This is a genomic window from Kaistella jeonii (assembly GCF_000812865.1).
Classification (GTDB): Bacteria; Bacteroidota; Bacteroidia; order Flavobacteriales; family Weeksellaceae; genus Kaistella; species Kaistella jeonii.
Map to the genome: position 1 here is coordinate 69,511 of NZ_JSYL01000006.1, position 15,429 is coordinate 84,939.

At 35.0% G+C, this 15,429-nt stretch carries 14 protein-coding genes; 2 read left to right on the forward strand and 12 right to left on the reverse strand.

The window, feature by feature from the left end; translation table 11 throughout:
* Nucleotides 1–32: 32 nt before the first annotated feature.
* The 11 genes from trpC to OA86_RS10010 form a co-directional block, all read right to left on the reverse strand.
* Nucleotides 33–818, reverse strand: a complete 786-nt coding sequence (gene trpC / locus OA86_RS09960) for an indole-3-glycerol phosphate synthase TrpC (RefSeq protein WP_039352430.1) — start codon at nucleotides 816–818, stop codon at nucleotides 33–35.
* 2 nt (nucleotides 819–820) lie between these two features.
* Nucleotides 821–1,807 carry an anthranilate phosphoribosyltransferase gene (trpD, locus tag OA86_RS09965; RefSeq protein WP_039352431.1) on the reverse strand — a complete coding sequence of 329 codons (987 nt, stop codon included), beginning with the start codon at nucleotides 1,805–1,807 and terminating at the stop codon, nucleotides 821–823.
* A 3-nt stretch (nucleotides 1,808–1,810) separates the two neighbouring features.
* Nucleotides 1,811–2,500: an exonuclease/endonuclease/phosphatase family protein gene (locus OA86_RS09970; RefSeq protein WP_039352434.1), complete on the reverse strand. Its 690-nt coding sequence runs from the start codon at nucleotides 2,498–2,500 to the stop codon at nucleotides 1,811–1,813.
* 19 nt (nucleotides 2,501–2,519) lie between these two features.
* The gene (locus tag OA86_RS09975; protein ID WP_039352435.1) at nucleotides 2,520–3,089 is read right to left on the reverse strand and encodes an anthranilate synthase component II; all 570 of its coding nucleotides are present in this window, start codon (nucleotides 3,087–3,089) and stop codon (nucleotides 2,520–2,522) included.
* Between the two features lie 12 nt (nucleotides 3,090–3,101).
* On the reverse strand, nucleotides 3,102–4,520 hold the full coding sequence (locus OA86_RS09980) for an anthranilate synthase component I family protein (protein ID WP_039352436.1): 1,419 nt from the start codon (nucleotides 4,518–4,520) through the stop codon (nucleotides 3,102–3,104).
* Nucleotides 4,521–4,719: 199 nt separating this feature from the next.
* The gene (locus OA86_RS09985; RefSeq protein WP_039352437.1) at nucleotides 4,720–5,844 is read right to left on the reverse strand and encodes an efflux RND transporter periplasmic adaptor subunit; all 1,125 of its coding nucleotides are present in this window, start codon (nucleotides 5,842–5,844) and stop codon (nucleotides 4,720–4,722) included.
* Between the two features lie 13 nt (nucleotides 5,845–5,857).
* Complete coding sequence (locus tag OA86_RS09990; RefSeq protein ID WP_039352438.1) at nucleotides 5,858–6,430, reverse strand: cytochrome b/b6 domain-containing protein; 573 nt, start codon at nucleotides 6,428–6,430, stop codon at nucleotides 5,858–5,860.
* Nucleotides 6,431–6,446: 16 nt separating this feature from the next.
* Nucleotides 6,447–7,670, reverse strand: a complete 1,224-nt coding sequence (locus OA86_RS09995; RefSeq protein ID WP_039352572.1) for a TolC family protein — start codon at nucleotides 7,668–7,670, stop codon at nucleotides 6,447–6,449.
* A 133-nt stretch (nucleotides 7,671–7,803) separates the two neighbouring features.
* Complete coding sequence (locus OA86_RS10000; RefSeq protein ID WP_052257477.1) at nucleotides 7,804–10,974, reverse strand: efflux RND transporter permease subunit; 3,171 nt, start codon at nucleotides 10,972–10,974, stop codon at nucleotides 7,804–7,806.
* A gap of 48 nt (nucleotides 10,975–11,022) precedes the next feature.
* A complete protein-coding gene (locus OA86_RS10005; protein WP_074781407.1) occupies nucleotides 11,023–11,532 on the reverse strand; it encodes a DUF4064 domain-containing protein in 510 nt (169 codons plus the stop codon).
* 89 nt (nucleotides 11,533–11,621) lie between these two features.
* A complete protein-coding gene (locus OA86_RS10010) occupies nucleotides 11,622–11,981 on the reverse strand; it encodes a hypothetical protein (RefSeq protein ID WP_052257478.1) in 360 nt (119 codons plus the stop codon).
* Nucleotides 11,982–12,221: 240 nt separating this feature from the next.
* On the opposite strand from OA86_RS10010, the gene lysS reads away from it, so the two are divergent.
* Together lysS and OA86_RS10020 are read left to right on the forward strand one after the other, a co-directional pair.
* Nucleotides 12,222–13,922 (forward strand): lysine--tRNA ligase, encoded by a 1,701-nt coding sequence (gene lysS, locus OA86_RS10015; protein WP_039352440.1) that lies wholly within the window; start codon nucleotides 12,222–12,224, stop codon nucleotides 13,920–13,922.
* 21 nt (nucleotides 13,923–13,943) lie between these two features.
* On the forward strand, nucleotides 13,944–14,360 hold the full coding sequence (locus OA86_RS10020) for an OsmC family protein (protein WP_039352442.1): 417 nt from the start codon (nucleotides 13,944–13,946) through the stop codon (nucleotides 14,358–14,360).
* A 56-nt stretch (nucleotides 14,361–14,416) separates the two neighbouring features.
* Here OA86_RS10020 and OA86_RS10025 read toward each other — a convergent pair whose 3' ends face one another.
* Nucleotides 14,417–15,214 (reverse strand): response regulator transcription factor, encoded by a 798-nt coding sequence (locus OA86_RS10025; RefSeq protein WP_039352443.1) that lies wholly within the window; start codon nucleotides 15,212–15,214, stop codon nucleotides 14,417–14,419.
* Nucleotides 15,215–15,429: the final 215 nt, after the last annotated feature.

Sequence of the window (15,429 nt, forward strand, 5' to 3'; positions counted from 1 at the left end):
TTTTACTTTTTTAAACGGACTAAAGCCCGTTCCTATTGATAACTATTAATTGTGTTTATGAACGCTTCGAACGCAACTCCCGGATTTTCATTCTTCATAAAATATTCTCCCATTAAAAATCCATCAAATCCTTTTTCTTTTAAGAATTTAAAATCTTCGATGGAGTAAATTCCGCTTTCTGCAACTGCGAGAACTTCTTTTGGCAAGAGGTTTTTTAAGTTGACTGAATGTTGCAGATCAACTTTAAAATCTTTGAGATTTCTATTATTGATTCCGACCAGATCGATATTTTTATTAAAATGTTGCAATTCATCTTCGGTATGAATTTCCAATAAAACTTCTAATCCTAATTCGTGAGATAATTGTGTAAACTCCTGCACTTGATTTGGAGAAAGACACGAAGCGATTAATAAAATAATATCCGCTCCATTCGCTTTCGCTTCATAAAACTGATATTCATCAATCATAAAATCTTTCCTCAAAATCGGAATTGCAATTTCATTTCTTGCTTTTAATAGATCTCGAAGAGTTCCACCAAAAAATTCCGAGTCTGTCAAGATTGAAATTCCACTCGCTCCGAATTTTTCGTATGATCTTGCAACTTCTAAAACATCAGCTTTATCATTGATTATTCCTTTGCTGGGCGACTGTCTTTTAAATTCAGAAATGATTCCACTACCAGATTTCACCGATTCTTTTAAGGAAAAAGTTTTTCGGTCAAAAAGTGCTGCATCTTTTAATTGCGTTAAAGAAATTTTCTTTTTCGCTTCAGCAACTTCCTGCTTTTTTTGTTCAATTATTTTATCGAGAATATTCATTTCTAATCGATTAAAATATTTAGACAATTCAAGGCTTTTCCTTCCATCAAACTTTCTTTCGCCATCTTCAAACAGTTTTCATAATCATCATATTTCTCCGTGTTTTTCAAGGCCATTGCCGCATTCGCCAAGACAACGGCATTTTGTTCGTAAGTTCCTTTTCCTTCTAATATCGTTTTAAAAATTTCCGCTGCTTCATCAATACTGTTACCACCGAAAATAGTTTCAGGATCAATATTTCGAAACTGTAATTCTTCGGCTGAATAAATCTTCTCGCCATTTTTATCCATGATTTTTGTATCGCTCGTCAAACTGATTTCGTCATAACCATCTAATGCATTTACCAACAAAAAATCTGCATTTTTCTTCTGCAATAAATATTGATAAATACGCGCAATTTCTAAATTCGCAACACCAATCATGGTATATTTTGGTTGCGCTGGATTAATCAAAGGTCCTAACAAATTAAAGAAGGTTTTCAAGCCAATATTTTTACGCATTGGTGCAATTGATTTCAAAGAAGTATGAAAAATTGGTGCGTGTAAATAACAGAAATTTGCTTTCTCCAAATCGCTTTTCAATTCTTCTTCAGTTTCTTTAAATCGATAACCTAAAGTCTCCAAAACATTGGAAGCACCGCTGATTGTGGAGGCTGCGTAATTTCCGTGCTTCGCTACTTTTTGTCCTGTTCCTGCCACGACTAAACTCGCTAAAGTTGAAATGTTGAACGTATTTTTTCCGTCGCCACCGGTTCCAACAATGTCAACCAAATCGTCTGTTCCTAAATCAATCTTCGGCGCCAATTGCTGCAATGCTTCGGTAAAACCTTCCAATTCTGCCAACGTTATACTTCGCATCAAGAAAACGGTAACGAAAGATGTCACTTCAATTTCATTGAAAATATTCTTTGAAATCTCCAGCAGAATTGATTTTGCCTGAGCTTTGCTCAAAGTTTGGTGGTCGAACAAATATTGTAATATCTCTTTCATTTTTTAATAAGTTGTTGGTTCTAAGTTTTCCATAATTTCAGAAATTACAGCATTGTGATCAGAAATTTTTCCAGGTATTTCAATCATTCTTGTAGATGTTTTTTTGCCTTCGATAAAATTCTTATTAAGGACGATATGAATTGCACAGTTCTCATTTTCTTCTGTCAAAATTTTCATTTCCATAGTTTTAAAAAATTGATTAGTTTCTTCGATGACTTTCTTACTTGGATATTTAAAGCCTGAAAAAGAAATATTAAAGTCGCCAGAATAACAAATCGTTCCACTCAATTTCATTAGATCATCTTTTTGATTTTTCAAATCATTTTCAAAATAAATATCTTTCCCTCCGAAACTCCTGATAATACTTCCATATAAATAAAGGTCACCGAATTCAGTTGATATTTTTCCACAAATCGCAGTATGATGATCATAAGTTTGAAAGATTTGAATAAATGGATATTTTGAAAAAATACTAGTCCGATTTTCTTGATTTGTATAATCTTGGTTGTCGTGAAAATTAGATAATGCAGTTGAATGTAAACTGAAATACTCATCTCCGAAATCTAAATTAAGATTTGTTTCTGTTAAATAAATGATATCAGGATTTTCAGCATTAATTAAGTCTTTTATAAAATTACTTTTCTCTTTTTGCTGTGTTTTCAATCTTTCAACATTCCAACTTAAAATCTTCATTTAATTTAATTTTTAACAATTAATTCTGTAAAAAATTTTGGATAATCTTCTTCCCGTGCGGCGTTAAAATACTTTCCGGATGATACTGAACTGCCTGAACATCGTATTTTTTGTGTTGAAGCGACATGATCATTCCGTTTTCATCAACTGATGTGATTTCTAGTTCTTGCGGGAAATCTTCGGGATTAACGGCCCAACTGTGATATCTGCCAACTTCCAGATTTTCGGGTAAATCTCTTAAAAGTCGAGCGTCTTTTTTGATTGTTTGAGCATTGGTTGCAACGCCGTGATAAATTTCTGTAAGATTTATGAGACTTCCTCCAAAAGCTTCTGCAATGGCTTGCTGACCAAGACAAACTCCTAAAATGGATTTTGTGGGCGCGTATTTTTTAATCAATTCAATTAAAATTCCAGCTTCACTTGGAATTCCCGGACCGGGAGAAAGAATAATTTTATCATAATTTTCGATGTCTTCCAAAGCGATTTTGTCGTTGCGGAAAACATCTACTTTTTCGCCACTGATCTGCTCAATCATTTGAACCAAATTATACGTAAAACTGTCGTAATTATCGAAGACTAATATTTTCATAATTGTATTTTCTTAGATTGAGGTTGCTTTTTTAACAGCCATTTTTAAAGCATTCAGTTTATTATTCACTTCCTGCAATTCATTTTCAGCCGTAGATTTTGCCACGATTCCTGCACCAGCTTGGTAATAAAGTGTGTTGTTTTTACTTAAAAAAGTCCGGATCATAATTGCCTGATTGCAACTTCCATCAAACCCTACAAAACCGATACAACCACCATAAAAAGAACGGGAAGTCTTCTCGTAAGAATCGATCAGTTCCATCGCTTTGTATTTAGGTGCACCACTCAAAGTTCCCTGTGGAAAAGTAGTTGCGATCATTTCGTAAGGATTTTGATTTTTTTCCACCTCTGCCGTAACTTCACTTACCAAATGGATGACGTGGGAAAAAAACTGAACTTCCTTCAACTTTGTTACGGTTGTATTTTTTCCGCAAATGCTTAAATCATTTCGAGCTAAATCAACAAGCATCGTATGCTCTGCGTTTTCTTTCGCATCTTTCTTCAATTCTTCCGCGGCTTCTAAATCTTTCTGAACTTCACCTGTTCTTTTAAAAGTCCCTGCAATTGGATGAATTATGGCTTTTCCGTCTTTTATAATCAGTTGACTTTCTGGACTAGAACCCATTAATTTGAAATCTCCATAGTCGAAATAAAATAAATACGGCGAAGGATTAATATGTCGCAAAGCACGATAAACATTGAATTCATCACCGTTAAATTTTTGCTCGAATCTTCTGCTCAAAACCAATTGAAAAACATCACCACGGAAACAATGCTTTTTTGCTGTTTCAACCAATTCGCGATATTCTTCATCTTTTAAATTTGAAGTTTCATAGTCGGTGATCTTGAACGGAAAAATCGGAGCATTTTTCTGGTTGATCAAATTTTCGATTTCAATTGTATTTGATTTAAGTCCATCGATTTTATTTTCGATAATGAACATTTCATCATTGTAATGGTTAATCGCAATCACATATTGATACAAACGATAACGCAACAACGGAATTTTATTTTCCGCTGAAAGTTCTTTAAATTTAATATTTTCAAAAAACGGAATCGCATCGTAACTCGTATATCCAAAAAATCCCTGTGCCGATTTACCGATTTGCTTGGAAGGTTCTTCGCAAATAAAACATTTGGTAAAATCATTTAGCAATTCACTCAACTTCTCTTTATCTAAAGCAATTTTCTGAGGATTACCAAGTGGAAATTTAATTTCTGCTTCATCAAAATCCCGGATTTCAATTCCCGCAACCGCATTGATGGCAATAAACGAAAAGTTGTTATCTGTATTTTGGTTTCCTGCGCTTTCGAGCAAAATGGTATCCCGAAATTTATCACGAAGCCGAAGGTAAATTCCGACCGGCGTGAAAAGATCGCTCATCACTGATTTTACAGTTGTTTTTATGTTTACAGTTTGGTTAAATTCCATGAGATTTTTTAAAATTTAGATAAAAAAAAGACTTTAACGGGTCACGTCAAAGTCTTTTATATGTTATTACAAACAGAATACAAGATTTGCTTCAGACCCTAATAAAGTTTGAATGATGCCACCAAGTAATGTTTGTTCTCGTTTTCATTGGGACAAATATATAAATGTTTTTTTTATCTGCAAATAATTTTTAAACAAATTATTCTTCTACATTTTTCAGAGCCATCAACAATTGATAAGCGCCCTTTGTGACAAATTTTTTCTTTCTATTTTCGTCTTTAAAATTTAAAAGTTCCGTAAATCCATTTTCAGAATTTCCAATTGTTACAGGAAACATTTTATACGTTTTAGGTTTAATTTCCTCAAAAATATATTGTTTTTCTTCCCAAGTCACAATCGCATCGTCAGGAATTACAGTACCTTCTTCAGAATCAGCTTCCATTTCTGCGTTCATAAAAGTTCCCGGAAGTAAAGACAAACTATTATCGACAAAATGGCAATGCACCAAAACACTTCGGTCTGCGGAAAAATCTTTTCCGATGATAAATACTTTTGCTTCATATTTCTTGGTGGGATTTTGATTGGTGTAAGCAAAGACTTTTTGTCCAATAGCAATCTTATTCAAATCCTTTTCAAAAACCTTTAAAGCCAAATGTAAATCACTGGTATTTACGATATCAAACATTTTATCTGTCGGCGAAATATATTGTCCAATATTCACATTTACCGTAGAAATATATCCTGAAATAGGAGAAGCAACAGCAAAAGCTCTGCGGATATTATTTGCATTTAAAGAAGTTGGATTAATTCCCAAAGCCGCTAATTTTTGTGCAATTCCCTTCACCATAATATTTTGATTCTGGGCTTCGTTAAAGGCTTTTTGAGTAACCTTATCGGAGCTGGCTTTGTTCTCATTCAAATCTTTTTGTCGGGCATAATCCTGTTGTGAATATTGAAGATTCGACTTTGCCAAGAGATAATCCTGTTGCAATTGTACGAGTTCAGGATTTTCTAAAGTTGCTAAAGTCTGACCTTTCGTCACATGATTTCCAGGCATAAAGTTAGAGACTCTCACATAACCGCCACTTGGTGCAGAAACACTTGCCATTCCTTGCGGCGGAACATCAATTTGTCCCGTGAGAATGATCTTATTTGCAATATCCAGATTGTTTAAAATATTGGTTTCTATGTCGGAATTTTTGATTTGAAGATCGGTCAAAGTCACCTGATTTCCGGTAACGGTGGGAATTTCTTCCTTCTTCGTTTCTTCCTTGGAACAGGATAAAATTGATAAACTTATCAGTATTAAAAGTACTTTTCTCATTGTAAAAATTTTGTTATTTTGAATCACCGCCAATCATTTTTGAGGTAATTCCTTTTCGATTCGTATTTTCTGAAATGGCAACTCCGGCGAAATGCAAAAGAACGAAAATAGGCATCCAATAAATGGCGAGCTTATGAACTGTTTCTGCCAAATTACCGAGAGATTCTGAGCCGATTTCAAATTTCAGAATACTGCCTGTAATTATTTGCACGGCAACTAAAACATAAAATCCAAGATAAGTTAAACCTTGCAATTTTTCTTTAGTTGTCGTTGTTTTCAGAAAAAGATTTGGGAATTTAATTCCTTTCACAATCATGTAAATTATTCTTACAATAAATGCAAAAGTAATTATGTAAGCGGCGTAAACATGCCACTGAAACATTGGGTCTTGAACGGAATGCACAATTGTGCGAAGACTCTGTTTATCGAGATTTAAATTCTGAATTTCTAAATTTTTATTCACAGCTTCAGAAATTACGGTTTTGCTCATCCAGTACATTCTTAGAAATCCGGTGGTAAATAAAACCAACATTCCTAATGCGAAAGTCCAGTGTAGTAAGCGATGTAGAGCGGTGTATGTTTTCATTTTGATAATTATTAAATTATTGTTGAGTTAAATTGTTTAATTGAATTGTTTTCTCATTCAGCATTTTCTGAGTGTCGATGAGTTTGTTTTGAATGTCTAAACTTTGGTTGATTAAAATGGACCATTCAAGATAGTTAATTTCTCCCTCGTAATATAAACGATTTGCAGTTTTCATTATAGTTTCTGCATTTTTCAAACCTTTGGATTTATAATAATCAGTTTCGCTCTTTAGTTTTTCAAATTCACCAAACAACGATGAATATTGATTTTTAAGATTTTTAGAACCGAGTTTATAATTATTTTCTGCAATCAATTGATTAATTTTCTGACCTTCAATCAATGATTTTTGCGCTCCATTAAAAAGCGGAATTCCAACGCCGATCATTCCTGAATGGAAACGTGCAGATCTTTCGTAAAACTTGTCATCTGCTCCGGTTCCATACATGCTGGAATTGTTATAGGCAATATTGAAAGTCGGTAGAAGTTTCGATTTTTCTGCATTTAGTTTGGCGAGTTCGATGTTCTTCTGCTGTTCTAATTGTTTTAAAACAACAGGATTTCCCGCGTAATTTAAATCTTGAGTCAGACCATTCATTTCATAGAAATTTGAATTTTCATTGGAATACAACGTTTCGTCATTGATCAGATAATTGAATTGATAAAGGGAAACTTCGCGATCTTTCTTCAGATTTGCCAATTGGATTTCGGCCTGACTTCTGTAGTTTTCAGCTGTCGTTTTTTCGAGAATATTACTTTCCCCCTTTTTCAAACGAAGTTCTGCTCGGTTGTAATAATTGGTATAAATTGAATCGGCTCGCAAGAGCAGTTTTTCCTTTTCATTTTGATAATTGAGGTCGTTGTAAGTCAAAGCGATCTCTCGTTTTAACTGCCACTTTTGAACATCTAAAGTCAGCATTGAGTTTTTCCATTCTTCGATGAGAACTTGCTTTTGATTGTTATAAAATCCGGGTAATCTCAAAGTTTGGTTGACTGAAAATTTATTATCGGTGTAAGCGGAAACAAATTGCCCAATTTCTCCGGAGACATTCAACGGATCAACGACTGCATAAGATTTTTTGATCTTATCCTGGTAATCGATTCGAAGTTGTCCGTTTTTTAAATTCAGATTATTTTTAAAGGCTTTCTCGTAGGCCGATTCGAGAGAAATCGGCGTTTGTGCTTTCAGTTGAATTGCGATCAAAACCGAAAATGCGATTATTATTTTTATAAGTTGTTTCATTTTTTTAAATTGAATTAAAGTCACTTAATTTTAGCGAAAATCTGCAGCCCGACTTGAGTGAAAATCCTTTTTGTGCAGCGAAGCGGAACAAAAAGATTGGGAGCGGAAGGCGGAAATGTCTGCCCCAAAAAAACTATTCATCGTAACCATCTTCTTCTTCACTTATTTCCTGAATTTTTTTACGTCTGTCCGGGAAATGTTCCTCAAACCAGATATAAATTAGGGGCAATAGATAGAGTGTGAGGAAAGTTGCCAAAAGTAAACCACCGATAACGACTGTTGCTAAAGGTCTTTGTACTTCTGCACCTTCGCCGGTACTTAGTGCCATTGGTAAAAATCCAAGTGATGCTACCAAAGCAGTCATTAAAACTGGGCGTAATCGCGTTCTACCACCGATTTTTACGACGTCTTTTAAATCAGAATGTTTTAGTTTTTGCCGATTAAATTCTGCGATCAAGACGATTCCGTTTAATACTGCAACCCCGAAAAGTGCGATGAAACCGACCCCGGCGGAAATACTAAAATTCATTCCGCGGATCCAAAGGGAAAGAATTCCGCCGATCATAGAAAGTGGAATCGCGGAGAAAATAAGCAACCCATATTTTACGGAGTTAAAGGCGAAATAGAGCATCAGTAAAATCAGCAATAAACTTACAGGAACAGCAATCATTAGACGGGATTTTGCATGTTGAAGGTTTTCGAAAGTTCCGCCATAAGAAATAGAATAACCCGTCGGGAGTTTGAAATCTTTTTCAACAACTTTCTGTAAATCCTCTACTGTTGACTGAATATCGCGGTTTCTGACATTGAAGCCGACGATAATTCTGCGTTGCGCATTTTCACGCTGAATTTGATTGACACTTTCCTTGAGTTCAACAGTCGCAACTGTGCTCAACGGAATTTCAGTTCCTGAAGGTGTCGAAATTAATAGATTGTTGACGTCATCGACATTCTTTCTTTGTTCGCCATCTAAACGAACCACCAAATCGAATTTCTTCTCACCTTCGAAAACGGCACCTGTTGATTGTCCTGCAAAAGCGGTATTGACAATGTTATTCACATCTTCTACGTTTAATCCGAATTGCGAAAGGGCATCTCTTTTATAGGAAATTACAATTTGTGGCATCCCAGAAATCGGTTCGACATAAATATTTTGTGCACCCTTTATTTTCTTTGCAATCTCCCCTAATTTTTCGGAATATACTTTTAAACTATCCAGATCTTCTCCATAAATTTTACAAACCACATCTTGTCTCGCACCTGTCATCAATTCGTTAAAACGCATGGCAACTGGATATTGAAAGGAAAATGTCACACCAACTAAATTTTTCTTCAATTCTGCAGACATTTTTTCGGCGAGTTCATCATAGGTTTTAGCAGAAGTCCATTCTTTCCGAGGTTTTAGAATAATCATCATATCACTTGCTTCAATCGGCATCGGATCGGTTGGGATTTCACTGCTTCCTGTTTTACCCACGACTTTTTCAATTTCGGGGAATTTTTTCATTAAAATCTTTGATGATTTCTGCACTGCGTCAGTAGAGGTTTTTAAATTACTTCCCGGTAAAACTCTGGTATCAACAGCAAAATCTCCTTCTGGGAGAGATGGGATAAATTCCCCGCCTAATCTCGACATTACAAATAAGGACACGAAAAATAATCCAACAACGCTAAAGAAAACCAAATTTGGAATCTTCAGAACGAAATTTAAAGTTCGATGGTAAAAGACTTCTAACCCAGCCATCATTTTGTCGGAAAAGTTTTTCTTGAGGTCTATTTTTTTAGATAGGAATAGCGAACTCATCATCGGAATATAGGTGAGAGAAAGAATAAATGCCCCTAACAAAGCGAAAATCACCGTTTGTGCCATTGGTTTAAACATCTTTCCTTCAATGCCTTGCAAAGTTAAAATAGGCAAGTAAACGATGAGAATAATAATCTGTCCGAAAACCGCTGAATTCATCATCGTACTCGAAGAAGTATAAACCTCGCGATCCATAAATTCCTGGGAAATCTTTTTATCCTGAAACTTAGTCAAATGTTTAAAACGATGTAAAATGGCTTCGACAATAATGACCGCACCATCGACAATCAATCCAAAATCCAGCGCTCCCAAACTCATTAAGTTTCCAGATACACCGAAAATATTCATCATGATAATCGCAAAGAGCATTGCTAAAGGAATGACCGAAGCAACCAAAAGTCCGGCGCGGAAATTTCCAAGAAATAAAACCAAGACGAATATTACGATCAAAGCACCTTCCAACAAGTTTTTGCTTACTGTACTGATGGCATTATTCACCATTTTAGTACGGTCGAGAAAGGCGTCTATTTTTACTCCTTCCGGAAGTGTTTTTTGAATTTCGGCAATTCTGGTTTTGACCTCTTTAATAACTTCATTAGAGTTTGCGCCTTTCATCATCATTACTACTGCTCCCGCAACTTCTCCTTCTCCATTATAAGTCATCGCACCGTAACGAATGGCTTTTCCGTATTGCACTGTTCCTATATTTTTAATAAGAATTGGTGTTCCATCCGCCAAATTTTTAACGACGGTATTTTCAATGTCTGGAATTTGATTCATCAAACCTTCCGTTCTGATGAACAAAACGCTTGGTCCTTTTTCAATATAAGCACCACCTGTATTTTGATTGTTTTTTTGCAGTGCATTAAATACTTCGGTAATAGTAACGCCCATTGATTTTAAAATGGCTGGATTTACGGCGACTTCATATTGTTTTAAATAGCCACCAAAACTGGCAACATCAGCAACTCCAGGTGTTCCGAGTAACTGTCGGCGGACAATCCAGTCTTGAATTGTTCGTAATTCCATTGGATTATAACGGTGTTCATAGCCTTTTTTCGGACGGACAACATATTGATAAATTTCCCCCAAACCTGTGGAAATCGGCGCCATTTGTGGAACTCCTAAATTGGTAGGGATATCTTTTGAAACTTGTTGAAGTCGTTCTGCAACTTGTTGACGAGCCATCAGTAAATCGATATCATCTTTAAATACAATGGTTATAACCGATAAACCAAAGCGCGAGAAACTTCGCATTTCTTTGATCCCCTGGATATTATAATTTATTTGTTCTAAAGGAAAAGTAATAAACCGTTCCACATCCGGCGCACCCAAACTGGGAGAAACCGTAATGATCTGAACCTGATTATCGGTGATATCAGGAACCGCATCGATGGGAAGTTTTCTGAGTTCGAACAGTCCATAAATAATTAAACCAAGCGTCATCAAAATGATGATCAGTTTATTTTTTATAGAAAATTCTATTATTTTATTAAGCATTTTTTTTCTTTAAAAATTGTCAGAGAATGTAGGTTATACATAAAATTGTTAATCATCATGTTTGTCACTTTTGGAAGTTGGATCATTGCCCTCGAAATTTCGATAGTCGAAGTCTTTACCAGTTCTGATTTCAGTGTGTTTAATTTCACCACCAGTTGTTCCTACTTTTTGAGCAAAGAAGAGACAAACAATCGCGAGAATTCCCACTGCATAGGGAGCATATTTCGATATGACTGAATTCCTAAAACTTGCAATAAGAGCAACCAATGAAATTCCTCCTAAAACGTATGTTAGGGCTGCAAAAATTTCAGAAACATCCGCATGTTTTTCAATAAGGTTTTCAGAAAGGCCTGCAATCTGTGTGGCGGAATTTTCTGCGTTTTCACCAGTAACAATCGCTGCAATAGAAGTTATGGCTCCGAGAATAAAGATGATGTACGCGTTTCGTTTAGTAACTTCTGATTTACTGAAAATTCCGATAAGGAGTATAATGATTCCTACAATAGGAAATATGATCGGCAAATGATTTACAACCAGATGCAAATGTAATTCGTCCATTTTTTTGATTTAAAATTTAATTCTTGTTTAGCATACCATAAGTCGAAACCGAAAGGTTTGATAAAGTGGAATGCGAGAAAATTTTTAAATTAAATCTTAGGAGGTTCCCAAATTTTTTGAAATACGGAAGGATAAAGCTTTTCTGAATAAGAAAAGTTAGTTGAGTAATCAACGTAAATTGAGCGATGCTGAATGTTTATGAATGCCTTTTCAGGTGGAATGTTTAAAGTGATAGAAGCACCTGAAAAATCATGAGTTTTAAAAGGCAGTTTCATATCTTCCGAATAATCTTTATCCTTTTTTTGTTCGTCTAAATAATGCATCTTAAAAAATGCATATACCGAGATATCATGATCAGCGATCTTGTGTGAAATATAATGTTGAACGAGCTTCGGAAGTTTCGCCACCTGTCTAACTTCACAAAAAGAAGTTAGATAAGTAAAAACCATAAAGTACAGCAGCCATTTTTTCACAGTACAAATTTACAAATAATAGTCCATACAATGCTCTAATTTATGAATTTGGAATGGAACCAAATAAAAATCATCTATTGTAACTGAATTAGTTATAAAAATTATCACTCTTTAAAAACGACGAAATCCTTAACTATCTTTAAATTTATACTCAATTTTAGCCTTCTATTCTTCGTAAAAAAATCACTAAATTTGCAGACTTAAAAAGCAAGAAAAATGCAGTTATCAGAACAGGAAATCATCAGGAGAGAAAAGTTACAAACCCTGGAAAAAATGGGCATCAACGCTTTTCCAGCCGAAGAATATAAAATTACAGAAACGACGAAAAGCATCAAACAAGATTTTGTTGAAGGTAAAAAAGTGACCATCGCGGGTAGATTGATGAGCCGCAGAATTCAGGGAAAAGCAAGTTTTGCGGAACTCCAGGATTCGGAAGGTAAAATTCAGGTTTACTTTAATAGAGATGAAATCTGTACTGGCGAAGATAAATCCCTCTATAACGAAGTTTACAAACACCTCTTGGACATTGGTGATATCATCGGAATTGAAGGTGAACTATTCAACACCCAAGTTGGTGAAATGACGGTGAAGGTTACGAATTTTAAAATTTTAACTAAATCTTTACGTCCGCTTCCACAACCCCGAACGGATGAAAATGGAGTGACTTACGACGCATTTAATGATCCTGAACTTCGGTACAGACAGCGTTATGTAGATTTAATAGTGAACACTCACGTAAAAGAGACATTTTTAAAAAGAACGAAATTGTACAATGCCATGCGTCAGTTTTTCAATGACGCAGGTTATATTGAAGTAGAAACGCCCGTTTTACAAGCAATAGCAGGCGGTGCTGCAGCAAGACCATTTATGACGCATCATAATGCTTTGGATGTTCCATTATATATGAGAATCGCAAATGAATTATATCTGAAAAGATTGATCGTTGGTGGTTTTGATGGCGTTTATGAATTTTCTAAAAACTTCAGAAATGAAGGGATGGACAGAACTCATAATCCGGAGTTTACCGTCATGGAAATTTATGTAGCCTACAAAGACTACTACTGGATGATGGATTTCACCGAAAAAATGATCGAACATTGCGCAATTGCTGTAAATGGCACAACCGATGCTAAATTTGGGGATCAGGAAATTAGTTTCAAAGCACCTTACGCGCGGGTTTCGATGACGGAAGCGATCATTAAATATACCGGGTTTGATATCACAGGGAAATCTGAACAGGAACTCTTTGATTTCGCAAAAGCAATCGGAATCGACGTGAATGAAACTATGGGTAAAGGAAAGTTGATCGATGAAATTTTTGGGGAAAAATGTGAAGGTAACTTTATACAGCCGACTTTCATAACAGACTACCCTATCGAAATGTCGCCTTTGACAAAAAAACACAGAACGCAGGAAGGTTTAACGGAGCGATTTGAATTAATGGTTTGTGGTAAAGAAATCGCAAATGCTTATTCGGAATTAAATGACCCAATCGACCAAAGAGAAAGGTTTGAAGATCAATTAAAATTAGCCGAAAAAGGAGATGATGAAGCAGGACAATTTATAGACGAAGATTTCTTGAGAGCTTTAGAATACGGTATGCCGCCCACTTCGGGAATGGGAATTGGTATGGATCGTTTGATCATGTTTATGACCAACAATCAATCGATTCAGGAAGTATTATTTTTCCCACAAATGAAGCCGGAAAAAGCTACTCCAACTTTCGAACTGGATGAAGACGAAAAACTGGTTTTAGAGATCTTGAGTTCTTCTGAAGAACCAATGACTTTGGGCTTGGTAAAAGTGAAGAGTAACCTTTCTGGAAAGAAATGGGACAAAGCGGCAAAAAACTTAACGAAATATAACTTGGTTAAAGTAGAGAAGATCGACGATGTCGTTTTGATGAAAAAAATATAAAACACCTTAAACAATCCTATTATGAAAAGAAATGCAACAGCCATTTGGCAAGGTTCAGGTAAAGATGGAAAAGGAAATTTGACTACTCAAAGCACGACCTTAAACAAGACGCAATATTCCTACAGCTCGCGCTTTGAAGAAGGCGTAGGAACAAATCCTGAAGAACTGATCGCAGCAGCACACGCAGGTTGCTTCACGATGGCTTTATCTTTCAAAATAGATGAAGCAGGTTTTAAAGCAGAAAACTTAGAAACAAAATGTGTCATTAATTTGGACGCCAAAGAAGGAAAAATAACGGAATCAATGTTGACATTAGTCGCAACAGTTCAAGGAATTTCTAAAGAAAAATTTGATGAATTAGTTGCTGATGCAGAAAAGAACTGCCCTATTTCTAAATTACTCAATACCGAAATTAGAGTAGAAGCAACTTTAGTTTAACAACAAAGAAAAGTTAACTATTAACTTATCAATCCTCAAATTTTTGAGGATTTTTTTTATAAAATATTGCGATGTAAAACGTAATAAATCAATTCTACGGAGGTTTTACTTCCCGTTTTTACACGCAAGTTCTTTTTGTGATTTTCGACGGTGTGATAAGAAATGAAAAGTTCTTCCGCGATTTCGGGACTATTTTTTCCGTTGATCATTAAAGCAAGAATTTCCCGTTCTCTTTTGGTAATATTCGCTCTGTTAATACTGGTAGAAGGTTCATCTTTGTCAACAATCGCTTTGTAAAATGGCTTTCTGGAATTTGTAGTATCGATCAAGGTCATTACAGGTTGATTCACAATCGAAAAATGGCTTAGATCACTTACCACGATCAAAGAACTCAGCCCATTTCCTTCTGCATTATAAATGATTTTTGGAAATTGGATTACCATCCATCTGTATTCCCCTTTCACATTTTTAATTCTTGCGTAAATATTGAAACGGTAATTTTTCCGCTCAGCGACCGGTAGATTTTGCAAAAAACCCAGCATATATTTTACGCCACCCAAAAAATAGATCCAATCTTCAGGATGCATAATTGGACTGAGAAATTCGGGTTCATATTTTTTCCATTCATTCTTTTTATAGTTTGTTAATTCATGAATATTGTCGCTGGTTTGAAAGATGGTCATATTGGAGTTATCTGGAATGAACCAAAAATAAGGACCGATCGCATATTTGGAGATATTTTCGATATCTCTTCTAAAGATCTTCTCCAAATCCATTTTCTTTTTGTTTTCCACTTTCAAACTCGTGGAAAATGTTTCGTAGTCGATTGGTTTAATTTCAGAATCTTTATTCATTTATATTCTCAATTTTTCATTAAAATGACAGATATCTACTATTTTCTATTAGAACAAACTTAAGCATATTTACTTTATCAAATATAATTGTAAACTTTTTTAAGCAATTACCAATTTTAAAATCATAATTCTTCCAGTTCCACCAAATAACTTTTTTCTAAAAATTAATAAAAATTCTATTTTATAAATCAATTATTCATTCTAAAAAGATAGCT